Origin of the sequence: Phenylobacterium sp. NIBR 498073, assembly GCF_027286305.1 — a bacterium.
GTDB lineage: Bacteria > Pseudomonadota > Alphaproteobacteria > Caulobacterales > Caulobacteraceae > Phenylobacterium.
Genome location: NZ_CP114599.1, coordinates 3,291,040 through 3,314,444, shown reverse-complemented (window position 1 = coordinate 3,314,444; position 23,405 = coordinate 3,291,040). Strand labels below are relative to the sequence as shown.

21 protein-coding genes are annotated in these 23,405 nt (G+C 68.2%); 5 read left to right on the top strand and 16 right to left on the bottom strand.

The annotated features are described in order from the left end of the window. Window positions 1-324: 324 nt before the first annotated feature. Entirely contained in the window at window positions 325-1,749 is a 1,425-nt protein-coding gene (locus O4N75_RS16590; RefSeq protein WP_269626569.1) for a coniferyl aldehyde dehydrogenase, read from the bottom strand. 121 nt (window positions 1,750-1,870) lie between these two features. Continuing rightward, window positions 1,871-3,409 carry an arylsulfatase gene (locus O4N75_RS16585; RefSeq protein WP_269626568.1) on the bottom strand — a complete coding sequence of 513 codons (1,539 nt, stop codon included), beginning with the start codon at window positions 3,407-3,409 and terminating at the stop codon, window positions 1,871-1,873. A gap of 224 nt (window positions 3,410-3,633) precedes the next feature. Between O4N75_RS16585 and O4N75_RS16580 the strand changes: the two genes are divergently transcribed. Both O4N75_RS16580 and O4N75_RS16575 read left to right on the top strand, forming a co-directional pair. Further along, window positions 3,634-4,644, top strand: coding sequence for a calcium-binding protein (locus O4N75_RS16580; RefSeq protein ID WP_269626567.1), 1,011 nt, complete (start codon window positions 3,634-3,636; stop codon window positions 4,642-4,644). Between the two features lie 100 nt (window positions 4,645-4,744). After that, entirely contained in the window at window positions 4,745-5,983 is a 1,239-nt protein-coding gene (locus O4N75_RS16575; RefSeq protein WP_269626566.1) for an acetyl-CoA C-acetyltransferase, read from the top strand. Window positions 5,984-6,016: 33 nt separating this feature from the next. On the opposite strand, the gene O4N75_RS16570 is transcribed toward O4N75_RS16575, so the two are convergent. The 4 genes from O4N75_RS16570 to O4N75_RS16555 all read right to left on the bottom strand — a co-directional run bounded on the left by O4N75_RS16570 (window position 6,017) and on the right by O4N75_RS16555 (window position 11,539). Next, window positions 6,017-7,921, bottom strand: a complete 1,905-nt coding sequence (locus O4N75_RS16570; protein WP_269626565.1) for a BCCT family transporter — start codon at window positions 7,919-7,921, stop codon at window positions 6,017-6,019. 118 nt (window positions 7,922-8,039) lie between these two features. After that, complete coding sequence (locus O4N75_RS16565) at window positions 8,040-9,266, bottom strand: PLP-dependent aminotransferase family protein (protein ID WP_269626564.1); 1,227 nt, start codon at window positions 9,264-9,266, stop codon at window positions 8,040-8,042. Window positions 9,267-9,461: 195 nt separating this feature from the next. Then, on the bottom strand, window positions 9,462-10,784 hold the full coding sequence (gene purB / locus O4N75_RS16560; protein WP_267230447.1) for an adenylosuccinate lyase: 1,323 nt from the start codon (window positions 10,782-10,784) through the stop codon (window positions 9,462-9,464). A gap of 62 nt (window positions 10,785-10,846) precedes the next feature. Beyond that, complete coding sequence (locus tag O4N75_RS16555; RefSeq protein ID WP_269626563.1) at window positions 10,847-11,539, bottom strand: MarC family protein; 693 nt, start codon at window positions 11,537-11,539, stop codon at window positions 10,847-10,849. Window positions 11,540-11,620: 81 nt separating this feature from the next. Between O4N75_RS16555 and O4N75_RS16550 the strand changes: the two genes are divergently transcribed. After that, entirely contained in the window at window positions 11,621-13,054 is a 1,434-nt protein-coding gene (locus O4N75_RS16550; protein WP_269626562.1) for a sulfatase-like hydrolase/transferase, read from the top strand. Here O4N75_RS16550 and O4N75_RS16545 read toward each other — a convergent pair. After that, on the bottom strand, window positions 13,021-13,620 hold the full coding sequence (locus O4N75_RS16545; RefSeq protein ID WP_269626561.1) for a GNAT family N-acetyltransferase: 600 nt from the start codon (window positions 13,618-13,620) through the stop codon (window positions 13,021-13,023). The genes O4N75_RS16550 and O4N75_RS16545 overlap by 34 nt on opposite strands. Then, window positions 13,620-15,107 (bottom strand): MFS transporter, encoded by a 1,488-nt coding sequence (locus O4N75_RS16540; RefSeq protein WP_269626560.1) that lies wholly within the window; start codon window positions 15,105-15,107, stop codon window positions 13,620-13,622. Before O4N75_RS16540 ends, O4N75_RS16545 begins: the two co-directional genes overlap by 1 nt. Before the next feature lie 284 nt (window positions 15,108-15,391). Here O4N75_RS16540 and O4N75_RS16535 point away from each other — a divergent pair, with 284 nt between their 5' ends. After that, window positions 15,392-16,879, top strand: a complete 1,488-nt coding sequence (locus O4N75_RS16535) for a PAS domain-containing methyl-accepting chemotaxis protein (RefSeq protein ID WP_269626559.1) — start codon at window positions 15,392-15,394, stop codon at window positions 16,877-16,879. Between the two features lie 37 nt (window positions 16,880-16,916). On the opposite strand, the gene O4N75_RS16530 is transcribed toward O4N75_RS16535, so the two are convergent. The 6 genes from O4N75_RS16530 to O4N75_RS16505 all read right to left on the bottom strand — a co-directional run bounded on the left by O4N75_RS16530 (window position 16,917) and on the right by O4N75_RS16505 (window position 20,455). Beyond that, window positions 16,917-17,288 carry a DUF1801 domain-containing protein gene (locus O4N75_RS16530; protein ID WP_269626558.1) on the bottom strand — a complete coding sequence of 124 codons (372 nt, stop codon included), beginning with the start codon at window positions 17,286-17,288 and terminating at the stop codon, window positions 16,917-16,919. A 14-nt stretch (window positions 17,289-17,302) separates the two neighbouring features. Continuing rightward, complete coding sequence (locus O4N75_RS16525; RefSeq protein WP_269626557.1) at window positions 17,303-17,725, bottom strand: DoxX family protein; 423 nt, start codon at window positions 17,723-17,725, stop codon at window positions 17,303-17,305. Between the two features lie 23 nt (window positions 17,726-17,748). Then, window positions 17,749-18,276, bottom strand: a complete 528-nt coding sequence (locus tag O4N75_RS16520; RefSeq protein ID WP_269626556.1) for an SRPBCC family protein — start codon at window positions 18,274-18,276, stop codon at window positions 17,749-17,751. 18 nt (window positions 18,277-18,294) lie between these two features. Then, complete coding sequence (locus tag O4N75_RS16515; RefSeq protein WP_269626555.1) at window positions 18,295-18,744, bottom strand: VOC family protein; 450 nt, start codon at window positions 18,742-18,744, stop codon at window positions 18,295-18,297. A gap of 98 nt (window positions 18,745-18,842) precedes the next feature. After that, the gene (locus O4N75_RS16510) at window positions 18,843-20,093 is read right to left on the bottom strand and encodes an RNA polymerase sigma factor (protein WP_269626554.1); all 1,251 of its coding nucleotides are present in this window, start codon (window positions 20,091-20,093) and stop codon (window positions 18,843-18,845) included. Further along, window positions 20,090-20,455, bottom strand: coding sequence for a YciI family protein (locus tag O4N75_RS16505; protein WP_269626553.1), 366 nt, complete (start codon window positions 20,453-20,455; stop codon window positions 20,090-20,092). The genes O4N75_RS16510 and O4N75_RS16505 overlap by 4 nt, the downstream gene beginning before the upstream one ends. A 236-nt stretch (window positions 20,456-20,691) precedes the next feature. Here O4N75_RS16505 and O4N75_RS16500 point away from each other — a divergent pair, with 236 nt between their 5' ends. Then, window positions 20,692-21,342 (top strand): PEPxxWA-CTERM sorting domain-containing protein, encoded by a 651-nt coding sequence (locus O4N75_RS16500; protein ID WP_269626552.1) that lies wholly within the window; start codon window positions 20,692-20,694, stop codon window positions 21,340-21,342. Window positions 21,343-21,406: 64 nt separating this feature from the next. On the opposite strand, the gene O4N75_RS16495 is transcribed toward O4N75_RS16500, so the two are convergent. Then, entirely contained in the window at window positions 21,407-22,156 is a 750-nt protein-coding gene (locus O4N75_RS16495) for a LytTR family DNA-binding domain-containing protein (protein ID WP_267230435.1), read from the bottom strand. Then, window positions 22,156-23,271: a histidine kinase gene (locus O4N75_RS16490; protein WP_269626551.1), complete on the bottom strand. Its 1,116-nt coding sequence runs from the start codon at window positions 23,269-23,271 to the stop codon at window positions 22,156-22,158. Before O4N75_RS16490 ends, O4N75_RS16495 begins: the two co-directional genes overlap by 1 nt. Between the last annotated feature and the right edge of the window lie 134 nt (window positions 23,272-23,405).

Here is a 23,405-nt window from a genome sequence, read left to right as displayed (position 1 = left end):
TTGGCTTGCCGCGATTGATGTAACGCGGGTTTTCGAATGCATCGCGGCGCCGCGATTTGCAACCGGTGGCGCCCCGGTGCAGCGGCGCACATGCGCCTTGGTGCAACTGCGCGCAATGTTCGAACCGCTGCAAGAGCGCCCCCACGAGCGGCCTGAAGACCGCCAGATGGGAGCGAGACATGCCACGACCGATCGCCGTCGCCGTCTGGGGACTGGTGTGCACGTTCACGCCGGTCGAGGCCCGCGAATCCGACTCGCCGCTCCGGGCCGCGCTCGCCGGGGCGAGCGCCGCCCGCTCCGTCGATTCGGAGCTGGCGACTTTCGTCAGCGCTTCAATTGGCCGTCCAGGTACTTGCGAATGGCCGGGCCGTACGGCGGACGCATCTGCTGCAGCGGCTTGTCGGCTTTGATCTGCCGGTAGATCGACTTGGCGTGGCTGAACTCGCGGAAGCCGTCGACCCCATGATAGCTGCCCATGCCTGACGGCCCGACGCCGCCGAAGGGCAGGTTCTCCTGCGCCACGTGGAAGATGACGTCGTTGACCGTCACCCCGCCCGAGGTCGTGCCGCTGAGCACCTTCTCGCGTTCAGCCTCGTCCGAGCCGAAATAGTAGAGGCCCAGCGGACGCTCGCCCTTGTTCACATAGGCGATGGCCTCATCGATGCCGCCATAGGTCTTCACTGGCAGCACCGGGCCGAAGATCTCCTCCTGCATGACCTTCAGGTCGTCGCTCGGATCGATGATCAGGGTCGGGGCGATCTTGCGATGCTCCTGTTGCGACAGGTCCTCGCCGTCGGGCTTCAGCTCAATGACCCGCGCGCCCTTGGCCCGGGCTTCGTCGATGTAGCCCTTGATCCGGTCGTAGTGCCGCTGGGCGACGATGGCGGTGTAGTCGGGATTGTCCTTCAGGGTCGGGAACATCTTCGACACCGAGGCCTGGGCCCCGGCGATGAACGGCTCCAGGCTCTCGCGCGGCGTCAGCACGTAGTCCGGGGCCAGGCAGATCTGGCCGGCGTTGAGCGTCTTGCCGTTCATGATCCGCGCCGAGGCGACCTCGAGGTCCGCCGATTTGCCGAGGATCACCGGGCTCTTGCCGCCGAGTTCCAGCGTCAGGGGCACGAGGTTCTCGGCCGCCGCCCGCATCACGTGGCGCGCGATCGACGTCGCCCCGGTGAAGATCAGGTGGTCGAAAGCCAGCGACGAGAACGCCTGGCCGACCTCGGGGCCGCCGGTGACGACCGCGATCTCCTCCTCCGAGAAGGCGCCGGCGAACATCTTGGCCATCAGCTCAGAGGTGGCGGGCGTGAACTCGGACGGCTTGATCATCGCCCGGTTGCCGGCCGCCAGCACCCCGGCGAGCGGGCCGAAGGTCAGGTTCACCGGGAAGTTCCAGGGGCTGATGATCCCGACCACGCCCTTGGGTTGGAAGCGGATCTCGGCCTTGGCGCCGAACAGGCCGAGGATCGCCGGCGTCGGCTTGCGCTTCTCGGGCCGCATCCACTTGGCCAGGTTTTCCTTGGCGTGCTTGAGCGGGCCGATAGAGGCGGCGATGTCAGTGAAGGCGGTCGCCTCGCGCGAGCGCGAGCCGAAGTCCTGGTTGATCGCATCCTCGATGGCTGCACGGTTGTCGATCAGCAGGGCGATGGCCCGGTCGATGCGGTCGATGCGGACCTGGGCCGAAGGTTCTCCGTCACGCAGGTGAGCGGCCTTCTGCCTAGCCAGCATGGCGTTCATCGCAGCAGCGTCCATGGCGTTCGTCTCCTCCCGAGCATCCGGCTGATGTTCGGATAGTGACGTTACGGAATGGAAGCTTTGCCGGACAGGCGCAAGGCGGCGGACGCCAGATCCGCCGCCCTGGCCCTGGCCGGCCTCAGGATGAACCTGCGGCCTCGGTCATCTTCACCAGCGCGTCGTCGACCGTGAAGGTGTTCGGCCGCTGAACGGGTGGGAATTCGTCGAACGAATCCACGAACTTCGCCATCGCCGCCTGGGCGGCGTAGATGAAGTAGGCGTTGTGGATCATCCAATCCCAGTACGTGTTCGAGGTGACATCGGCGAACTCGTAGGGGTCGGTGCGTAGATTGAAGATCTTCGGCAACCGCAGCCGCGTGAACGGTTCGGCCCAGACTTGCATGGTGCCGTGGCAACGTTGCTCCATGAATACGACCTTCCAGTTGTCGTATCGCAGGCCGAGCACGTCGCCGTCGTCGCTGAAATAGAAGAAGAAGTTGCGCGGGCACTCCTTCTGCTTGCCGGTGATGTAGGAGGCCAGGCTGACCCCGTCGATGTGGTTTTTGTAGGTCCGCCCGCAGGCTTGGTAGCCCGTTTTCAGCTTGTCGACGACATCGGGCGCGCCGGCCATCTCCAGGAAGGTCGGCAGCCAGTCGTGGTGCTGGACGATGCCGTTGGCGACCGACCCCGCCGCGATCTTACCCGGCCAGCGGGCCAGCAGTGGAATGCGGAAGGCGCCTTCCCAGTTAGTGTTCTTCTCGCTGCGGAACGGGGTCATGCCGCCGTCTGGCCAGGAGTTGCGGTGCGGGCCGTTGTCGGTGGAGTATTGGACGAAGGTGTCCTCGGCTATGCCGAGCTCGTCGAGCAGGTCGAGCATCTGACCGACGTTCTTGTCATGGTCGATCATGGTGTCGTGATAGGGCGACTGCCAGCGACCTGCCTGACCGACGCTATCCTTCTTGGTGTGGGTGATGAAGTGCATGTGGGTCGTGTTCAGCCACACGAACCACGGCTTGCCCTCGGCGTTGGCGCGCTTGATGAAGTCGGTGGCGGCCGCGACGAACTCGTCGTCGCAGGTCTCCATGCGCTTCTTGTTGAGTGGCCCGGTGTCTTCGATCTTCTGCTTCCCGACCCGGCCCCAACGCGGCTCGTCCGTTGGATCGTCCCTGTCCGTGGCCCAGGAGTGCACGACGCCGCGCGGTCCGAAGGTCTTGCGAAAGTTCGGGAAGTCCTTCTCGGTCGGGTAGTTGTCCATCTCCGGCTCTTCCTCGGCGTTGAGGTGGTAGAGGTTGCCGAAGAACTCGTCGAAGCCGTGGTTGGTGGGCAGCATGTGGTTCAGGTCGCCCAGGTGGTTCTTGCCGAACTGGCCGGTCGCGTAGCCCTGGTTCTTGAGCAGCCCGGCGATGGTCACCAGCTGCTCGCTCATGCCGACCGGCGCGGCGGGAATGCCGACCTTGGAGAGGCCCGTTCGGTAGACGCTCTGGCCGGTGATGAACGAGGAGCGGCCAGCCGTGCACGATTGCTCGCCGTAGCTGTCCGTGAATAGCATGCCTTCCTTAGCGATGCGGTCGATGTTGGGCGTGTGGTAGCCCATCAGGCCATGGGTGTAGCAACTGAGGTTCGATTGCCCGATGTCGTCGCCCCAGATGACGAGGATGTTCGGTTGTTTGGCGGCCATGGCTGCGCTCCGATGTCTACAAGCAGGCAGAGAAGCGACCTGCGGGCGGGCAAGGGATCGGGTGAAACCCGAAAGCCCGGTGCGCGATACCCTGGCCTCGCTGGCGGCGGCGGGCGCGGGGCCGAACTCCTAATTCATCTTAACACTGCGCCACCTGCACGCGTTGACCATTGACGCACGCTTGAGGCGAGCCCGTCATGCGCGCGAACCGACGGGAGCAGGTGATGGCGTTTCTGAAGGCCGGCGCCAGATTCGGCGTCAATATGGACACCGTTGATCTGAATATCCTTTTCGGCGGTGTGATCACCCTGGCCAACACCGGGCGGATCTATTCTGACGGCGCGTTCGGCGATCGGGTCGCGCTGTTCGGGAACTTCAGCTTCGACGGCGCCGGGCGGCTGGCGGGCGGCGAGCTGAACCATATCCAGGAGAACCTGTCCGGCTACCTGCACTTCGACGTCTCGGCATTTTCAGCTTCGGCGACGCGGATCCTCGGGCTGGCCGCGGACGGCGACATGCCGGCCGCGTTCCGGACCATCCTGAACGGCGACGACAGCCTCATCGGCGCTTCGTTCGACGACTTGCTGCGCGGACACGACGGCGACGACACCATCGACGGCGGCGGCGGCTACGACACCATCTACGGCGGGGCGGGGAACGACGTCGTCGTCAGCGGGACCAACCACGGGCCAGGCGACAGCTATCTGCGCGGCGACGCAGGCGACGACTCGATCGTCGGCGGCATCCGGTTCGACGACATCAACGGCAATGTCGGCGCCGACACCATCCGCGGCCGGGAGGGGGACGACTGGGTGGTCGGCGGCCAGGACGGTGACCGGCTCTATGGCGACCAGGGCGCCGACCAGGTCTACGGCAACATGGGCGATGACACCGGCTTCGGGGGCGAGGGCGCCGACACCCTGCGCGGCGGGCAAGGCAGCGACGTCCTGAGCGGCGAGGACGGCGATGACTTCATCAGCGGCGACCGCGGCAGCGACACGGTCGCGGGCGGGAGCGGGGCCGACATCTTCAACACCTTCGTCGGCGCAGGCATCGATCGGGTTCTGGACTTCAATGCGGGCGAGGGCGACCGAGTCCGGGTCGAGGGCGGCGCGCCCTATACGGTCAATCAGGTCGGGGCCGACGTCCTGGTCAATCTGGGCGGGCCGGACGTGGTGATCCTGGTCGGGGTGCAGCTGTCGACGCTGCCGGCGGGATGGATATTCTCCGCCTGACTCCGGGCCGCGCATTTGCGCTGGACTGACGTGGCGGCGGGTGAGCCAGTGTCCGCCAAACGATCCGGCGCGCGCCGGAGGCACCAGGAAGGAACACATCATGCCCGAGGCCCTGATCATCGACGCCTGCCGCACCCCGCGCGGCATCGGCAAGGTCGGCAAAGGCGCGCTGGCCGACTTTCACCCGCAGCACCTGGCCGCGACGGTGCTCAAGGCCCTGGCCGAGCGCAACAACCTGAAGACCGGCGAAGTCGACGACATCATCTGGGGCACCTCCAGCCAGCGCGGCAAGCAGGGCGGCGACCTCGGCCGGATGGCCGCGCTTGACGCCGGCTATGACGTCAAGGCCAGCGGCATGACGCTCGACCGATTCTGCGGCTCGGGCATTACGACGGTGAACCTGGCCGCCGCGCAGATCATGTCGGGCATGGAAGACCTGGTGATCGCTGGCGGCACCGAGATGATGTCCTACACCTCCTCGACGGGCGATCCGTCGACGCCGCCGATGATGGATGGCGGCAATCTGCGCCTGCGCGCGCGCCACCCGCAGAGCCAGCAGGGCGTCTGCGCCGACGCCATCGCCACGATGGAAGGCATCGACCGCCGGGCGCTGGACGAACTGGCGCTGCTGAGCCAGCAGCGCGCCGATGTCGCGATCAAGGAAGGCCGCTTCGACAAGTCGTTGGTGCCGGTCTATCGCGAAGACGGCTCGCTGGCCCTGGACCGTGAGGAGTTCCCGCGCCCGCAGACCACGCTCGAGGGCCTGTCAGGGTTGAAGGCGTCGTTTGAAATGATCGCCAACGTGCCGATCGACGACAAGGGCACGACCTATGGCGACCTGATCCGTCAGGTCTATCCGGACCTGAAAATCACTCACATGCACCATGCAGGCAATTCGTCCGGCGTGGTCGACGGCGCGGCGGCGGTGCTGCTGGCTTCGCCGTCCTATGCGGCCAAGAACGGCCTCAAGGCCCGCGGCCGCGTGGTGGCGATGGCGAACATGGGCGACAGCCCCACCCTGATGCTCAACGCCCCTGTGCCGGCGGCGCAGAAGGTGCTGGCCAAGGCGGGCCTGACCATCGACGACATCGACCTCTTCGAGATCAACGAAGCTTTCGCGGTGGTGGCCGAGAAGTTCATCCGCGACCTGAAGCTGGACCGCGAGAAGGTCAATGTGAACGGTGGCGCCATGGCGCTCGGCCATCCGATCGGCGCCACCGGCTCGATCCTCATCGGCACCGTCCTCGACGAACTGGAACGCCGCGACCTCAAGCGCGGTCTGGTGACCATGTGCGCGGCCGGCGGCATGGCCCCGGCGATCATCGTCGAGCGCGTCTAGTCTTCCCCGGAGGCCCCCGGCGGGGGCCTCCGCTCAGGGCGCGGGGCGATCGTCGCGGCGCCAAAGTTCCAGCTGCGCCAGAATGTCCGAGACGAGCTGGTCGCGGGTGAAGCCGGTGACGTCGCGGCGCCGAGATGCGCCGGTCTGTGACATCAGCCGCCACTCCTGAGTGCGGCGGCCTTCCGGCGCTTCCAGCGCCGAGAACGCCGGCAACGGGCGCGACATGGCCGTCAACCGATAGTCGAAGTCGGCGCCGCCTGCGTGGCGCACCTTCAGCGCCGCGGTGGCTGCGTCGAGGATGACTTCGGCGGTGTCCACCCCTTCTGCGGCCAATGCGGCGCATACCTCATTCAGGGCCGGAACGCCGTGGCGGTTCAACTGGGCGTCGATGTCCCGACGGCGCGCCGGAGCCAGGATGCGTTTGACGCGCTCGGCGAGCGGCGGGGCTTCGGTCGCGACGCTGACGCCGGCCAGGTCCGCGTTCATCTGGCGCACGAGGCCGAAGGCCAGCAGGATCATGATGATCGCGAACGGCAAGGCCGCCACGAGGGTCGCGGCCTGGAGCGCGCCAAGACCGCCGGCCAGCAGCAGAAGGGCGGCGGCGAGCCCCTCCAGCGAACACCAATAGACGCGCTGCCAGCGCGGCGTGTCGTCCGCGCCGCCCGAGGCGATGGTGTCGATGACCAAGGAGCCGGAGTCCGCGGAGGTGACGAAGAACACCGCCACAAGGGCGACTGCTAGCGCAGACGTGAAGCCGGCTCCGGGCAGGTGCTCGAGAAAATGGAAGATCGCCGTCGAGAGGTCGGCTGCGACGGCCTCGGAGATGGCGCCGGCGGCCTGACCCATGTCCAGACTGATCGCGGTGTTTCCGAACACTGTCATCCAGAGGAAGGTGAAGGCCGTCGGTACCAGCAGGACGCCGACGATGAACTCCTTGACCGTGCGTCCGCGTGAAATGCGGGCGATGAACATGCCGACGAAGGGCGACCAGGCGATCCACCAGGCCCAGTAGAACAGCGTCCAATCCGCCATCCAGGCCCTCGGCTCGTAGGCGTAGAGCGTGAAGGTGCGGACGAAGAAGTGATCAAGGTAGAGACCGAAATTCTGTACCAACGCCTTGGCGAGAAATCCGGTCGGGCCGGCGATCAGCACGAACAGCATCAACCCGACGGCCAGGATGAGGTTGAGTTCAGAAAGCCGACGCACACCCTTGTCGAGGCCGGTCAGAACCGAGATGGTCGCCGCCGCCATCACCAGCAAGATCAGCCCGACCTGTACGGCCGGACCGGCCGGAAGGCCGGTGAGATAATTCAGGCCGCTGTTGATCTGGGCGACGCCGAGACCCAACGAGGTCGCGATCCCGAACAGCGTGCCGCAGATTGCGAAGATGTCGACGGCGTCGCCCATCGGCCCATCCGCCCGCTTGCCCAGCAGCGGTGAAAGCCCCGAGCGCAACGTCAGCGGCAGGCCCTTGCGGTGCGAGAAGTAGGCGAGGCTGAGGCCGACGAGGGCGTAGATCGCCCAGGCGTGAACCCCCCAGTGTGTAAAGGTGATGACCATCGCTTCGCGCGCGGCGTCCATGGTTTTCGGCGCGGCTTCGGGCGGCGAGGCATAGTGCTGAATGGGTTCGGCGACCGCGAAGTACATCAGTCCGATGCCCATGCCGGCGGCGAACAACATCGCCAACCAGGACAGGTATGGGAACTCGGGTTCGGCGTCGTCGGGGCCGAGTTTGAGCTTGCCGCTCGGGCCAAAGGCCAGCACCAGCACCAGGAACAGGAAGCCGGCGACGGCCGCGACGTAGAACCACCCGAAGGTGTCGATCACCCAGCCTTGGGCCGCTTGAAAGACGTAATCAGAGGCTCCTGGCGCCAACGTCGCGAGGGCCAGCAAGATGCCGATGATCGCGCTCGCGCCCCAAAAGACGCGGGGGTTCATCCTTGTTTTCATGCGTGAACCTAGCGCCCAGGCGAGGCTTGACCAAATGACGGCCTCGCGAGGAGCCGCCTACGCGCACCTGCGAAGTGGCGCGAAGGGGCGGTCTCTCCAGCAGCCCCTACGCTTGTCGGGCGATCAGCCGGGCCAGGCGGGCCACGCCGTCGTCGATCTCGTCCGCGGACGGCAGCGAGTAGCTGAGCCGGATGGTGTTGTCGGCGGCGGTCTCGGCGAAGAACGGCGCGCCGGGCACGAAGGCGACACGCTCCTCGGCGATGGCGCGGGCCAGCAGATCCTTGCCGTCGAACCCTTCCGGCAGGCGCAGCCAGACGAACATGCCGCCCTGCGGCTTGGACCAGGACACGCCTTGCGGCATGTGGCGAGCGAGCGCGTCCAGCGTCGCCTGAGCCTTCGCGCCGTAGGCGTTGCGCAGTCGCGACAGGTGCTGCTCATAGTCCTCGGTGACGGTGCGCCAGCCGACCATCTGGTTGATCGTCGAGACGTGCAGGTCGCTGCCCTGCTTGAGCAGAACCAGCTTCTCGATGACCGCCTTGGGGCCGCAGGCCCAGCCCAGCCGCAGGGCCGGCGAAATGGTCTTGGAGAAGGTGCCGCAGTAGAGCGTGCGGGCCTGCTCGATCGAACCGGAGCGGGCGATGTCGAGGGTCAGCAGGCTGGGCAGGGCCTCGCCGGCGAAGCGCAGCTCGCGATAGGCGGCGTCCTCGATCAGCGTCATGTCCGTGGCGTCGGCCAGCTCCAGCAGCGCCTGGCGCTGGGCGATGGTCAGGCTCTCGCCCGTCGGGTTGGCGTAGTCGGGCACGAAATAGCCGAGCGGCTTCGGCGCCCGGCCGGCCATCAGGCTCTTTGCGTCGAAGTCGCCGTCCAGGGCGCCGTCGGGCAGGTCGAGATAGTTCGGCTCGTAGGCGGTGAAGGCCTGCAGAGCGCCCAGATAGGTCGGGCGGGCGACCACCACGGTGTCGCCGCGGGTCAGGAACAGCTTACCCAGCAGGTCGAGCGCCTGCTGCGAGCCGGCGGTCAGCATGATGTTCTCGGGGCCGCAGGCGACGCCATGCGCGGCCATGCGCTCGGCCAGCCATTCGCGCAGTGGCAGATAGCCCTCGCTGACCGAGTACTGCAGCGCCTGCTGGGACAGCTCCGGGTCGGACAGGACCGCCTGGTAGCTTGCCTGGATGCGCTCGGACGGGAACAGGCCGGGGTCGGGAATGCCGCCGGCGAAGGAGAGGATGTCGGGCTGGTCGAGCAGCTTGAGCAGCTCGCGGATCTCGTTGGCGCGGACGCGGGACATGCGCTCGCTGAAGCGCTGCGCCCAGGCGGTGGAGTGGTCGGTCATGATGGGATCTCGAAAATGTCGCCGACGGCGCTGGGCCGTCCATTGACGCGGCGCGGGCGCGCAGCGTCGCCTGATCAGCTCAGGAGCGTCATACGCTGCAGGTCGGACCCTGGGTGCGGCGGAGCCAGAAGCGCCGCCGACCACATGCGGTGGTGATCATGACCGATCTCTAGCCTGACTTGGCGCGCGACGGAACTATTCCGCCGCGGCCTTCATGGCGTCTTCGCCGAACACGCGGGCGAAGACCACGTCGACGTTCTTGAAGTGGTAGCCGTTGTCGAACAGCTCGGAGAGTTCTTCGTCGGACAGGATCACTTCCGGGTCGGCCTTGAGGAAGTCGAGGAAGTTCCCTTCGCCGCGCCACACCTTCATGGCGTTGCGCTGGACGGCGGCGTAGGCGCCCTCGCGACTGATGTCTTTCTGGGTCAGGGCTAGCAGCACGCGCTGGGAGTGGACTAGGCCGCCGAGACGGTCGAGGTTCTTCAGCATGTTCTGCGGATAGATCAGCAGGCGGTCGACGACGTTGGCCAGGCGCCGCAGGGCGAAGTCGAGGTGGATGGTGGTGTCCGGGGCGATGCCGCGCTCCACCGACGAGTGGCTGATGTCGCGCTCGTGCCAGAGGGCGACGTTCTCCATGGCCGGGACCACGGCCGAGCGGACCAGGCGGGCGAGGCCCGTCAGGTTCTCGGTGAGGATCGGGTTGCGCTTGTGCGGCATGGCCGACGAGCCCTTTTGGCCGACGTCGAAAAACTCTTCGGCTTCAAGCACTTCGGTGCGCTGCAGGTGGCGGATCTCGACCGCCAGGCGCTCGATGGAGCTGGCGACGACGCCGAGCGCCGCGAAATAGGCGGCGTGGCGGTCGCGCGGGATCACCTGGGTGGAGACCGGCTCGACGGCCAGGCCCATCTTCTCGGCCACGTGGGCTTCGACTTCCGGCGACACGTTGGCGAAGGTGCCGACCGCGCCGGAGATCGCGCAGGTGGCGATCTCGAACTTGGCCATGGCCAGGCGTTCCTTGGCGCGCTGGAACTCGGCGTAGTGGCCGGCCAGCTTGAGGCCGAAGGTGGTCGGCTCAGCGTGGATGCCGTGGCTGCGGCCGACGGTCGGGGTCAGCTTGTGCTCGAAGGCGCGCTTCTGCAGGGCGGCCAGGACCAGGTCGACGTCGTCGATCAGCAGGTCGGTGGCGCGGCTGAGCTGAACGGCCAGGGCGGTGTCGTTGACGTCCGACGAGGTCATGCCCTGGTGCAGGAAGCGGGCCTCGGGGCCGACGATCTCGGTGACGTGGGTCAGGAAGGCGATGACGTCGTGCTTCACTTCACGCTCGATGGCGTCGATGCGCTCGACGTCGAACACCGCGTCGCGGCCCTTGGCCCAGATGGTCTCGGCGGCCTGCTTCGGGATCACGCCCAACTCGGCCATCTTGTCGGCGGCGTGGGCCTCGATCTCGAACATGATCTTGAACCGCGTCTGCGGGTCCCAGATGGCGGCGGCTTCCGGGCGGGCGTAACGGGGGATCATGGCGGGGCTCCTTCGGGGCGCGTGTTAGCCCCCCGAGGTCGGAATCGCAATGTTCGGAGCCCCTAAGTCGCGGCCTTGAGGTACGACGTGACTAGGCTCTCCAGGCCGCTGGAGATGATCTGGACGCCGACGCAGAGCAGCAGGAAGGCCACCAGCCGCGACATCACTCGGGCGCCGGACGCGCCGAGCAGCGATAGCACCTTGCCGGACCAGCGGTAGGAGATCCCGACCAGCAGGGCGACCAGGACAGCCGCGATGCTGACGCCGGCGAAGAAGGAGAACACGCCGTGGCCGTCGGCCGGGCGCTGCGAGGCCAGGGCGATGGCCACCGAGATCGCGCCAGGGCCGGTGGTGAAGGGCATGGTCAGCGGGAAGAAGGCGACGTCCTCCTGCACGTGCTGTTCGGCCGAGGCCGCGGCGTTGGCCTTGCGGTTCTCCTGGGCCTCGGGCTGCATGAGGAGCTGCCAGGCGCGGATGGCGACGACCAGCCCGCCCGCGACCCGCAGCGCGCCCAGGCTGACCCCGAAGAAGTTCAGGATGTAGCCGCCCAGCAGCAGCGACCCAAGCAGGATCAGCAAGGCGTTGAAGGCGATGCGCCAGGCCAGCTCGTGGCGGTCGGTGCGTCCCTCGGTGACCTGGTGAAAGGTGATCGCAGCCCCAACTGGATTGACGATCGAGAACAGGGCCGGGAACGCCAGGAGGAAGGCGCCGACGACGGTGGTCAGGGGCAGCGGGCTGAGGTCGGTGAGAGTCATGCGGGCGCGAGGGTAAGCGCAAGCGTGGTCGCGAGGCTAGGCCGCTTCCCCTGAAGGCGCGCAGCGTCCAGTGTGGCGGGCGTGAACATCCTCTTCATCACCCTCGACCAGTTCCGCGCCGACTGCCTGTCGTGCGCCGGCCATCCAATCGTGCGCACGCCGAACCTGGACCGCCTGGCCCAGCAAGGGGTGCGCCTGGCCCGGCACTACAGCCAGGCCGCGCCCTGCGGGCCGGGGCGAGCGAGCCTCTACACCGGGACCTACCAACTCAATCACCGGGTGGTCGCCAACGGGACGCCATTGGATCGCAGACTCGACAACGTGGCGAAAGCCGCCGCTCGCGCCGGATACGCCCCGACCCTGTTCGGCTACACCGATCAGGCGGTCGACCCCCGCGACGTCAATGACCGCAAGGATCCGCGCCTCTTCACCTATGAGGGCGTGCTGCCCGGCTTCGAGGTCGGGCTGGACTTCACGACTCACGACCCGAGCGCCTGGATCGGCTGGTTAAGGGACCTGGGCCACCAAGTACCTGACGATAGCGACGGAGCGCTGGCCGGCGAGCCGGACCGGCCGGCCGAGCACAGCCTGTCGGCGTTCCATACCGACGTTTTCCTCGAGTGGCTGGGGCGTCAGGACCGGCCCTGGTTCGCACATCTCTCGCAGCTGCGCCCGCATCCGCCATACGCCGCGGCAGGGGCGTTCGCCTCTCTGTACGATCCGGCCGAGGTCCCGCCGCCGGTCCCGGCGGGCGAGGCGCGGCACCGGCTGCACGACGGCCTGCTGGCCTCGGGGCTGGCCGCGCCGAGCGACCCGGACGAGATGGCCAGGCTGCAGGCGCAGTACTTCGGCATGGTCAGCGAGGTCGACCACCAGCTCGGGCGGGTCTGGGCGGCGCTGGAGGCGGCTGGCCAATGGGACGACACCTTCATCCTGGTCACCGCCGACCATGGCGAGCAGCTGGGCGACCAGGGGCTGGTCCAGAAGGCCGGCTACTTCGAGGCCAGCTATCACGTGTTGGGGATCGTGCGCGATCCGCGCCGGCGCGAGGCGCATGGCTCGGTGGTCGAGCGCTTCACCGAGAACGTCGACGTGCTGCCGACCCTGTGCGAGGCGATGGGGATCGCGGTCCCGGCCCAGTGCGACGGGCTGCCGCTCACGCCGTTCCTCGAAGGGGGCGATCCGCCCTGGTGGCGCGAGGCGGCGCACTGGGAGTTCGATTGGCGGTTCGGGAACATTCCGCGCGGGCCGCACGTCTGGCCTTGGGACCGGCGGCTGGAGCGCCAGAGTCTGGCGGTGCGGCGAACCGAGACCGAGGCCTATGTGCAATTCGCCGACGGTGACTGGCTGTGCTTCGACCTGGCGGCCGATCCGAGCTGGCGTACGCTGGCGAGCGAGCCGGGGCGGGTTTTGACGCAGGCCCAGGCGATGCTGGCCTGGCGGGCCCAGCACGCCGACCGCACCCTGAGCGGGCTGCTGGTTCAGGACGGCGGCGTCGGCCGCTGGCCCGAGTAGCGACCCGTCTCGGGCTTGAGCGCCAGCGTGTAGAGCACGCGCCGGACGAGGTCGCCGGACCGGGCCTGATCCTTGACCACGCCCGTCTCGACGAAGCCAGCCCGCTCGGCGACCCGCCGCGAGGCGAGATTGTCGGCGTCGATATGGGCCTCGGCCCAGCAGACGCCGTCCAGCTTGGCGGCGGCCTGGCAGAGCAGGGTCAGCGCCCGGCGGGCGTAGCCTTGTCCGCGGAAGGCCGGGAACACCCAGTAGGAGACGTCGGCGCTGTCGGGGGCGGCCAGGCGCAGCTCGCAGCCGCCGACCAGCTCGCCGGCCGCGCTGCGCACGGCGTAGGCGAACATCGGGCCGCCAGCCGCGCGCGCCGCGATCCAGCGCCCGATGGCCGCGCGGGTCTGGTCGAGGGTCGAGGCGTGCGGCGCCTCGAAGCGCAGCAGCATCTCGGCGTCCTCGCCGGCCAGGTGCGCCTCGGCGTCGGCGAGGACGTGGCCGTCGAGCAGGACCACGTCGTCGCTCATCCGCTCGGGAAGACCGATCAGGCGGCCGGCCTGCGCCATCTGGCCGTCCATCAGGCGCCCGCTGCGGCTTCGGCCTCGGTCTTGGCCAGCGCGTCGGCCATGTCGCGGGGCAGGGTGATAGCCGCCAGCAGGTAATGAACGCCGGCCCAGCCGTAGATCAGCAGGTTCCAGACGATGCCGTCGCGAGTGCCTTGCGAGACCGCCGCCTTGCAGGCCGCGTCGATCATCGCCCCGGCGCCTTCCTTGCCGACGCCGCCCGGGCACATGTCGAAGAACGGGCCGAGGTCCTTGGCGGCGAAATGCGCCTGGCTGAGCGTGTCGATGACCCAGCCGCAGAAGGGCGGACCAAAGCCCAGGGCGATCAGGTTCAGCACGAAGAACAGCAGCGCCGTGGCGGTGGCGCGCATGCGCAGGCTGACGGCGTTCTGGATCACCCCGAAGGTCGGGCCGAGATAGGTGTAGTGGAAGATGCCCGGGATCAGCAGCAGGCCGGCGGCCAGCTTCCAGTCGTCGCGGGTGTAGACGAGGATGTAGAGCGGGCAGGCGATCAGCAGGCCGATGGCCGGCACCAGAGCGTACCAGCGGCCCGACTTCTTGGCCGCCCAGTCGGTGAGGAAACCGCCGAGCAGGGTGCCGATGCCGGCGGCGACGCCGCCGATGACCCCGAAGATCAGGCCGACGGTGGCCAGGTCGAGACCGAACATGCGGATGAAGTAGGGGGCCGAATACTGGCCGGTGCCGTAGCCGGCGAAGGAGGCGAGCGTGATGCCGGCCACCATGTGGAAGAAGCCCCACTTGCCGAAGATCCGCTTGGCCACGGCCAGGATCGAGGGCGGCTTGGCGTGCACGGCGGGCGCGGTCTCGTCGCCCTCCAAGACCGGCGCGTCGGCCGCCTGCTGGGCCACCAGACGGTCGGAGTAGCCGCGCGGGGGCTCCTTCACAAAGACCTTGAGCAGGATGGCGACCAGGATGCCGGGCAGGCCGACCATCATGAAGGCCATGCGCCAGTCGAGGTTCTGGGCGATCCAGCCGCCGGCGACGGCGCCGAACATGGTGCCCAGCGGAATGCCGAACGAGTAGATCGACAGGGCCGAGGCGCGCTTCTTGGGCTCGAAATAGTCGGAGATCAGCGAGTGGGCGGGCGGCGAGAGGCCCGCTTCCCCGACGCCGACGCCGACCCGGAACAGCAGCAGCTGCAGGAAGCTGGTGGCCATGCCGCAGAGCGCGGTGAAGGCGGACCAGATCACGATGGCGATGGTGATGATGTTGACCCGGCTGCGGCGCTCGGCGATGCGGGCGATCGGGATGCCGAGGGTGGTGTAGAGCAGGGCGAAGGCCAGGCCGCCGAGCAGGCCGAGCTGGGTGTCGGTCAGTTTCAGGTCGACTTTGATCGCCTGGCCGATCGTCGAAATGATCGTCCGGTCGATGAAATTGAAGGTGTAGGCCAGGACCAGCAGCCACAGGACGGACTGCTTGTAGCCCTCCGAGAACAACGGCTGGCGCGGCGGCGCGGCGGCGCCCGCATCTGTGGCGGCCATGAGTGTGGTTCCCTCCCCGACTTGTTCGTTGCTGCGAGCATGGCCGCAGCCGGGGCCGAGGGAAAGGGCCGATGCGTCGCAGCGCGGCCGGACGCGGGCGGCGGGCGTCGACGCTGCGGCCGGGCGGGGCGTGCGCCTGCCTAAAAGTGATGCAGCATGGCGAGCTAAGCTACGGAAAATACGTAAAATTTGCTCTTGCGACCTTACCGTTTCATTTACTCTGTGGGCGCAACCCTCATGGGGTGAGGCGGCTCCTCGCCGCCGCACTGCGGGGGAGCAGAGACATGGTGTTCAAGAGAAGGACGCCCGCCGACGAGGCGGCGGCCAGTGCGGTCGCCGAGCTTGAGGCGATCATGGGCGCGGTGCATAAGTCTCAAGCCGTCATCGAGTTCGAACTCGACGGCACGATCATCAAGGCCAACGACAATTTCTATAGTGCGATGGGCTACACCCCCGGCGAGGTGGTGGGACGCAAGCACAGCCTGTTCGTCACGCCCGAATACGGGGCCAGCGAGGCGTATCGCGAGTTCTGGCGCGGCCTGAACCGCGGCGAGTTCCTGTCCGACAAGTTCCTTCGCGTCGCCAAGGGCGGCCGGCAGATCTGGCTGCAGGCGACCTACAATCCGATGTTCGACAAGTCGGGCCGGCTCTACAAGGTCATCAAGTTCGCCACCGACATCACCGCGACCGAGTTGGAGCATCAGAAGCGGGACACCGAACGGGCGGCTGCGCGCGAGCAGCAGGTGTTCGCCGTGGAGGCTACGGCCAAGGCGCTGGCGCGGCTGGCCAAGGGCGACCTGAGCTATCGCATCGACGGGGATTTCCCTGAGGAATACCTCCGCCTGCAGGCCGACTTCAACGTCGCCATCGGCCGCCTGCACGAGGTCATGGACGGCGTCTCGGCCGCGGCCGGGGCGATCCAGGCGGGGACCGGGGAGATCACCACGGCCGCCGACGACCTGTCGCGCCGCACCGAGCGGCAGGCGGCCAACCTCGAGGAGACGGCCGCCGCGCTCGACGAGATCACCGCGACGGTCAAGAAGACTGCCGAGGGCGCGAGGGAGGCCCAGAGCGTGGTCAACGCCGCGCGCGGCGACGCCGAGACCTCGGGAATTGTCGTCGCGGACGCCATCTCGGCGATGGGTAAGATCGAGGCGTCGGCCACCCAGATCAGCCAGATCGTCGGAGTGATCGACGAGATCGCCTTCCAGACCAACCTGCTGGCGCTGAACGCCGGCGTCGAGGCGGCGCGGGCGGGCGAAGCCGGCCGTGGCTTTGCGGTCGTCGCCTCGGAAGTCCGGGCCCTGGCCCAGCGTTCGGCCGAGGCCGCCAAGGAGATCAAGGCGCTGATCACGGCTTCCACGGCTCAGGTGAGTTCCGGCGTCGACCTGGTCGGCAAGACCGGCGAGGCGCTGCGGCGGATCGTCGGCGAAGTCGCCAAGATCACCGACCTGGTGACCGAGATCGCCGCGTCGGCGCAGGAGCAGGCCGTCGGCCTGGGCCAGGTCAACACCGCCATCAACGACATGGACCAGATGACCCAGCAGAACGCGGCGATGGTCGAGCAGTCCACCGCCGCCAGCCACGCCCTGGCCCAACAGGCGGCGGACCTGGATCAGGCGATGGCCCAGTTCGATCTGGGCGGCGCCCGCGCCGCGCCGCCGCAGGCCCAGCCGCGCCGCGCGGCCCAGGCTCCGCAGCGGATCGCGGCCTCCGGCGCAGCCACGGCGCGCAAACTGGATGCGGCGGCCGACACCTGGGAGGAGTTCTAGGGGGTCAGGTCCGGCGGCGGCGCAGCCGCCGTCGGGTTCAGGCCTTGGCTTTCATCGGGTCGCCGTGCTGGGTGTTCAGTGCGGCGCCCGCCTCGATCAGGCCGCGAATCTGGCCGGCTGTGAGTTCGACCGGATCGGTCAGTTTTATGGTCGCCATCTGGAAGCCGCCGCTGGGCGTCAGCCGAGCGTCGAGCGCGGTCATCTGGGCGCCGCGCCAGAAGCCGAGGTTCATGTGTGTCTTGAAGCCCTTGAGCAGGCAGACCGCGCCGTCGGCTGACGACCACATCGGGTGACCCCACTTGAAGTCTTCCGAGAGCCCGGCGGCCTGCGCCTCGGCGCGGACCATTCGGAGGGCGGCGGCCTGCCAGTCGGGCAGGGCGGCGAGGTAGGCGTCGACCTTGTCGGACATGTCGGGGCTCCAGGTCAGAGACGGACGGGGAAGAGGGCGCGCAGGCGCGGCTCGCGCAGCCAGAGCCCGCCCCAGAGCACCGCACCGAGATAGACGCCGAACAGGACGTGACTGAACAGCGGGTCGCCGACCCGCATGTGGGTGGCGATCGCCCCGCCCATGACGCCGGTGAACAGCACCGCCCCGAGCACCGAGGTGCGCGGATTGAGGTAGAGCGCCAGGCAGACCAGCTCGATCACCCCGATGGTGCGGCCGAGCTGCGGCGGGTAGCCGAGTTGGACCATGGTGTCGCGGACGATCTGGAGATCGACCAGCTTGATGGCGATATCGAAGGTCATGAACAACGTGGCCAAGCCCGTGAGGGCCCAGCCGGCCCAGGTCATGGCCTTGGGGGCAGGGCGCGGCGCAGCGGCGCGCGCGGTGTCGAGGGAGGTCATGGTGGTGATCCTTCGAGCGGCGGTCAGCCCTGTTCGGCGACCGTCTTGAGCTTGGCGAGCCCCTGTTCGAACTGCGGTCCGACCATCTTCTCCATGGGGAGGAAGACATCGATCATCTTGGCGAAGAAGCCGCTATGGCCGGACATCGCCCAGGTGACCCTGGTCGCATCGCCGTCCGGTTCGAGGGTGAACTCGGCCTTGTTGTGAGCCTGGAACGGCTTGACGAAGACGAGGTCGATGAGCACCCGCGAGGGGGCGTCGGCCTCGGTGATCGCCATGCTGCCGACGCCGGACTTCCTGCCTTCCCAGCCGTAGGTCGCCCCGACCCCGCGTTCGGCGCCGCCGTAGGTGCGCTTGAGGTCGGCGTCGATGGTTTCGAACGGCGACCAGGCGGTCCAGCGGTGAAAATCCGAGATCAGGTCGAACAACCTCTCCGGCGCGGCGCGGACCGTGGTCGACCGCTCGAGCCGGAAATCGGAGGGATGGTTCGCGACGTAGGCGATGAGGCCCAGCAGCGCGATGATCAGGACGCCGATGAGCGCGGCGAGCATGGCGGTTTCCTTTGCGGTTCAGGCGGCCTTGGTCTGGCCCATCGACCAGTGGACGCCATAGGGATCGAGCAGGCGCGCGTAACGGTCGCCCCAGAACATGTCCTCGATCGGCTGCAGCACCTCGGCGCCGGCGTCGACGGCGCGCGCGAACCAGACCTCGATGTCGTCGACCTGCAGGTGCATGGTGAACGAGGCCGACGGCTGATGTTCGTAGCCGTGCCCCATCTCCGGGAAGCAGTCGCAGATCATCAGGTCGCCGCCGTTGATCACCAGCGCGCAGTGCATCAGCCGCTGGCCGTCGTCGGCGGGCAGGCGGAACGTTTCGCGGGCGCCGAAGGCCTTCTGGTAGAACGCCGAGGCCTCGCTGGCGCCGACAAGGTTGAGGTGCGGGGTGATCCCCGTCATCGGCGGGGCGGCGAGCGCGGCGATGTCGGCGGCGGCGGAGTCCATGGTCGCGGTGACGGACATGGCGTCGATCCTTCCTGGCTGGCTCCTTATGAGGAGCATCTGATCCAAGGACGAACGAGGTTAGCCCGTTCCGACAGCCGGGCCCGCAAAAAATGCGCTCAGCCGGTTTCGCCGGCCAGACCGTCGAGGTGCTGGCGGATGTGGGCGGCCTCCGGGGCGCTGTTTGCGAGGGCGATGGCGCGGTCGAAGGCGACGCGGGCCTCCTCCTTGCGCCCCAGTTGCTTGAGATAGCTGCCGCGCGCGCCGTGGAAGTAGAAGTAGCTGCCGAGCTCACCCTCCAGCGGGGCGATCATCGCCAGGGCCGCCTCCGGTCCCTGCGTCTTGGAGACCGCGACCGAGCGGTTGAGGGTGACCACCGGCGAGGGATTCATCTGCTCCAGCGCGGCGTAAAGTCGGTCGATCTGCGGCCAGTCGGTGTCGGCGGCGTTGGCGGCGCGGGCGTGCAGGGCGGCGATAGCGGCCTGGACCTGGTAGGGGCCGGGCGCGGCGTGGCGCATCGCCTTGTCGATCAGGGCCAGGCCCTCAGAGATCAGAGTGCGGTTCCAGAGTCCGCGGTCCTGGTCATCGAGCAGCACGATCTGGCCGTTCTCGTCAAAGCGGGCGGCGGCGCGTGAGTGCTGCAGCATCATCAGGGCGTCCAGTCCCATGATCTCCGGCTCGGTCGGGAACAGGCGCAGCAGCAGGCGTCCGAGGCGGATGGCCTCCTCGGCGAACGGCGCGCGGGCGTCGGCCTCGGCGACGGTGGAGGAATAGCCCTCGTTGAAGATCAGGTAGACGACCGCGGCGACGGCGGCCAGGCGCTCGGCGCGCTCGGCGGGGCCGGGGGCTTCGAAGGCGACATTGGCCTGGCCGATCTTGGCCTTGGCGCGGGTGATGCGCTGTTCCATCGCCGCCTCGCTGACCAGGAAGGCGCGGGCGATCTGCCGGACCGACAGGCCGCTGACGATGCGCAGGGCGACGGCCACCTGCTGCACCGCCGGCAGGTCCGGATGGCAGCAGATGAACAGCAGCCGCAGGATGTCGTCGCGATAGTCCGAGCCGTCGAGACGCTCGGCGAGGGGCGCCTCGACGTCGTCGAGATCGGAGAGGACTTCCTCGGAGGGCAGGGCCTGGAGGCGAGAGCGCCGGCGGACGCCGTCGATGCCGCTGTTGCGCCCGACCAGGATCAGCCAGGCGGCCGGGTCGCGGGGCGGGCCCTTTTCCGGCCAGGACTTCAGCGCCCGCAGGCAGGCGTCCTGGAACGCCTCCTCGGCCAGGTCGAGGTCACGGAAGTAGCGCAGCAGGGCGCTGACCGCCTGCGGCCGGGCGGAGGTCAGGGCGGCGTCGATCCAGGCAGGGTCGGTGGTCACGTCATCTCGATTCCGGGCAGGAAGAGGGCGATCGGGCGCAGCTCGTAGGCGCCGCCGGGATTGGCCACGGCGAGGTCGCGGGCGATCTGCAGACCGTCCTCAAGGGTTTCAACGTCGACGATGTAGAAGCCGAGCAGCTGTTCCTTGGTCTCGGCGAACGGACCGTCCACGACCAGGTTCTGGGCCTTGCGCAGGGTGGTGGCCGCGGTGGTCGGCAGCAGCCGGATGGCCGGGCCGAGCTTGCCCTCCTGGCGCAGGCGCTCCTGGACCAGTTCCAGCTTTTCCATCACCGCGTCGTCCTCCTCCTTGCTCCAGGCGGAGGTCACGGTTTCGTCGTTGTAGCAAAGGATGGCGTAGCGCATGGGTCTGTCTCGTTCTCCCTAAGGACGGGCCAGGGCGCCCGTTCCCGACATCGGCCAGATATAAAACCAGAGATGAACGCCGCCCAGGACTGGTCGACCGTGCGTCGTATTTCGTCGCGCGGAGCGCCGGCCGGTCGGGTTTGGGCGCAGCGCCGCTGACGCCCGGGCTGGCGGTCCGCAAGAGCAGTCCCCGGAAAAGGGGCCGCGACCGTCGCGGCGCTCAATGAGGGCTTCTCATGAAGACAAGCATAGTGTTGGCGGCGGTGGCCGCGAGCGCCCTGATGACGGGGGCGGCCGAGGCCGCGACGATCTTCTCGCAGAACTTCAACACCGGGCTGGGGGCGAACGAGAGCATCGGCGGCAAGTTCAGCGCCGGGGGCGGCGTCGTCGGCCATCAGGTGGCCTACACGAACAACGAGTACTCTTTCTACCAGGTGCGGCTGGACCTGACGAAGGCGACCGACGTGCTGCTGGCTTTCGACTACGACATAGTCAGCGAGTACGGCTACGACGCGTTCAACCTGGCCTTCTCGACCACCGGCGTGTTCGGCCCGGGCGCGATGCTGACCCCCGTCTCGACGGACCAATACTACAACCTGTCGGGCCGGGCGGCGACGCTGATGGGCGGCAAGGGCTTCTCCGGCACCCAGTCGGGGCGGGCGGCGTACGACCTGAGCGCGCTGGCCGGCCAGGTCGTCGACATCCGCTTCCAGTTCGCCAGCGACTATGCGGCGATGGGCCGTGGGGTGAAGTTCGACAACCTGCTGGTCACCGGGAACGTGCCGAGCGCGGTGCCTGAGCCGGCGACCTGGGCGATGATGATCATGGGCTTCGGCCTGGCCGGGACTGCGATCCGCAGCCGCCGGCGGAGCCTGGCCATCGGCTGAGCCCGAACGTCCCACCGCTGTGAACGCCGTCCCTCCCCCGGGGCGGCGTTTTGGTTTGGGCGGCTCAGTCCTGGTAGAGGGCGAGGCGCTCGGTGACGGCGTTGACGTAGGAGGGGCCGACAGCGACGTTCACGCCGTCCTCCAGCACCAGCGAGATCAGCCCCTTGCCCAGGCGCTTGACCTCCTTGACCTTGGCCGGCCGCACGAAGGCCGAACGGTGCACGCGGATCATCTCAGCGGGCGGCATCTTGCGCTCCAGGGCGGTCATGGTGGCGCGATGGATGTGGCTGCGGGTGGCGGTGTGCAGCAGCACATAGTCCTTGGCCGCCTCGATCCAGTCGATCTCGCCCAACGGCACGCGCACGAAGCCGGTGCGGACCTGGACCCAGAAGCCGTCGGGGTCCTCGTCGACGGGATTGGCGGCGGCTTCCTCGGCGCGGGCGGCGGCCGCGCGCAGGGCGCGGCGGCGGCGGGCGCGTTCGATCGCCTGGCGCAGGCGATCGAAGCGGACCGGCTTGAGCAGATAGTCGGCGGCTTCGACCTCAAAGGCGTCAGCGGCGTAGAGCTCGAAGGCGGTGACGAAGACGATCTCCGGCCGCTCGTCCAGCGGCAGGCCGGCGGCGACGTCCAGGCCACTGCGCTCAGGCATCTGGATGTCGAGCAGCACGAGGTCCGGCTTGAGAGCCTCGACCGCCTCGGCGGCTTCGCGGCCGTTGCGGGCGGTTCCAACCACCTCGACGTCGCTGACCTGGGTCAGCAGGGCCGACAGCCGCTCGAGCGCAGCGGGTTCGTCGTCGACGAGCAGGAGACGCATCAGGCGGCGGCCTTTGAACGGATGGGTGTGACGGTGGCGGCGCGCTGCAACGGCAGGCGCACCATGGCGAGGAAGCCGCGGGCGAGCGGGGCGGCCTGCAGAACCCCGCGCGGGCCGTAGAGCGCCTCAAGCCGCATGCGCACGTTGCCAAGCCCGACGCCGGCGCCGGGGCGGACCTCGCCGCCATGACCGCCGTCGCCGTCGTCCTGGACCAGGACCACGAGATCCTCGCCGTCGCGGGTCGCTTCGAGGCGGATGGTGACGGTGGCGCTGGTCGGCGAGACGGCGTGCTTGATGGCGTTTTCGATCAGCGGCTGCAGCAGGAAGGACGGGATCAGCGCGGTGCGCAGGTCGTCGGGGCAGACGAACTCCAGGGCCAGCCGCTCGCGGAAGCGGACGCTCTCGATCTCAAGGTAGGCCTGCAGCGTGGCCATCTCATCGTCGAGCGAGATCATCGCCTCGGGATCTGCGACCAGGGTGACGCGCAGGAAGTCGGCGAGCTTGGACAGCATGCTCTCGGCCTCGTCGTTGCGGCCGGTGATCACCGCGGACGAGACGGCGTTGAGCGTGTTGAACAGGAAGTGCGGGTTGAGCTGGTAGCGCAGGGCGGCCAGGCGCGCGGCGCTGGCCGCGGCGTTGGCCTCGCTGGCGGCGGTGCGGGCGTCGGCGAGCTGACGCTCGCGCTCACGGACCATGTGGTTGGCCTGCAGGGTGGTGTAGATCGCGCCCAGCGCGCCGAGGATCCAGAAGAAGCCGCCGGCGTTGTTGGCGAAGCGCATCCATAGGGTGCGGTTGGGCGACCACTGCTTGGCCGTGTTCGACAGGTCCATGATCAGCATGTCGGACGCCGACAGCACGCTCGCGAGGACCACGACCGCGGCCGCCATGAGCCCGATGCGCTGGAACGCGCTCTTGTCGCGGACGTGAACGGCGACCCGGTAGAGCCCGACCGAGGAGAGAATGCCGACCAGGTTGATGGCGACAGCAGTGCCGATCAAGGCCGGAGTCATCTGCACGCCGACGATGGTCGCGATCGTCGAGGCCAGCGAGCCGGACAGCAGCCAGATGCCGAGCGTCAGCCACGCGGCCTGGCGGGATTCAGCGGACTTGAACATCGGGCCTCTCGCGTCCAATCGGGGCAGACTAGACCAAACCCCTGCGCGAGGCGTCCCCGCCGGTCGCCCAGAAGTCGGGATTTGTCGCAGCGTGAGCGTAAGCCGATGATTTTGCGCGGGCAATTCGGCATCGA

What these genes read in the sequence shown, in the direction of transcription:
- O4N75_RS16590 (WP_269626569.1), bottom strand. Translation starts at nt 1,749, where the DNA reads ATGGACGCTGCTGCGATGAACGCCATGCTGGCTAGGCAGAAGGCCGCT.
- O4N75_RS16585 (WP_269626568.1), bottom strand. Translation starts at nt 3,409, where the DNA reads ATGGCCGCCAAACAACCGAACATCCTCGTCATCTGGGGCGACGACATC.
- O4N75_RS16580 (WP_269626567.1), top strand. Translation starts at nt 3,634, where the DNA reads ATGGCGTTTCTGAAGGCCGGCGCCAGATTCGGCGTCAATATGGACACC.
- O4N75_RS16575 (WP_269626566.1), top strand. Translation starts at nt 4,745, where the DNA reads ATGCCCGAGGCCCTGATCATCGACGCCTGCCGCACCCCGCGCGGCATC.
- O4N75_RS16570 (WP_269626565.1), bottom strand. Translation starts at nt 7,921, where the DNA reads ATGAACCCCCGCGTCTTTTGGGGCGCGAGCGCGATCATCGGCATCTTG.
- O4N75_RS16565 (WP_269626564.1), bottom strand. Translation starts at nt 9,266, where the DNA reads ATGACCGACCACTCCACCGCCTGGGCGCAGCGCTTCAGCGAGCGCATG.
- purB (WP_267230447.1), bottom strand. Translation starts at nt 10,784, where the DNA reads ATGATCCCCCGTTACGCCCGCCCGGAAGCCGCCGCCATCTGGGACCCG.
- O4N75_RS16555 (WP_269626563.1), bottom strand. Translation starts at nt 11,539, where the DNA reads ATGACTCTCACCGACCTCAGCCCGCTGCCCCTGACCACCGTCGTCGGC.
- O4N75_RS16545 (WP_269626561.1), bottom strand. Translation starts at nt 13,620, where the DNA reads ATGGACGGCCAGATGGCGCAGGCCGGCCGCCTGATCGGTCTTCCCGAG.
- O4N75_RS16540 (WP_269626560.1), bottom strand. Translation starts at nt 15,107, where the DNA reads ATGGCCGCCACAGATGCGGGCGCCGCCGCGCCGCCGCGCCAGCCGTTG.
- O4N75_RS16535 (WP_269626559.1), top strand. Translation starts at nt 15,392, where the DNA reads ATGGTGTTCAAGAGAAGGACGCCCGCCGACGAGGCGGCGGCCAGTGCG.
- O4N75_RS16530 (WP_269626558.1), bottom strand. Translation starts at nt 17,288, where the DNA reads ATGTCCGACAAGGTCGACGCCTACCTCGCCGCCCTGCCCGACTGGCAG.
- O4N75_RS16525 (WP_269626557.1), bottom strand. Translation starts at nt 17,725, where the DNA reads ATGACCTCCCTCGACACCGCGCGCGCCGCTGCGCCGCGCCCTGCCCCC.
- O4N75_RS16520 (WP_269626556.1), bottom strand. Translation starts at nt 18,276, where the DNA reads ATGCTCGCCGCGCTCATCGGCGTCCTGATCATCGCGCTGCTGGGCCTC.
- O4N75_RS16515 (WP_269626555.1), bottom strand. Translation starts at nt 18,744, where the DNA reads ATGTCCGTCACCGCGACCATGGACTCCGCCGCCGCCGACATCGCCGCG.
- O4N75_RS16505 (WP_269626553.1), bottom strand. Translation starts at nt 20,455, where the DNA reads ATGCGCTACGCCATCCTTTGCTACAACGACGAAACCGTGACCTCCGCC.
- O4N75_RS16500 (WP_269626552.1), top strand. Translation starts at nt 20,692, where the DNA reads ATGAAGACAAGCATAGTGTTGGCGGCGGTGGCCGCGAGCGCCCTGATG.
- O4N75_RS16495 (WP_267230435.1), bottom strand. Translation starts at nt 22,156, where the DNA reads ATGCGTCTCCTGCTCGTCGACGACGAACCCGCTGCGCTCGAGCGGCTG.
- O4N75_RS16490 (WP_269626551.1), bottom strand. Translation starts at nt 23,271, where the DNA reads ATGTTCAAGTCCGCTGAATCCCGCCAGGCCGCGTGGCTGACGCTCGGC.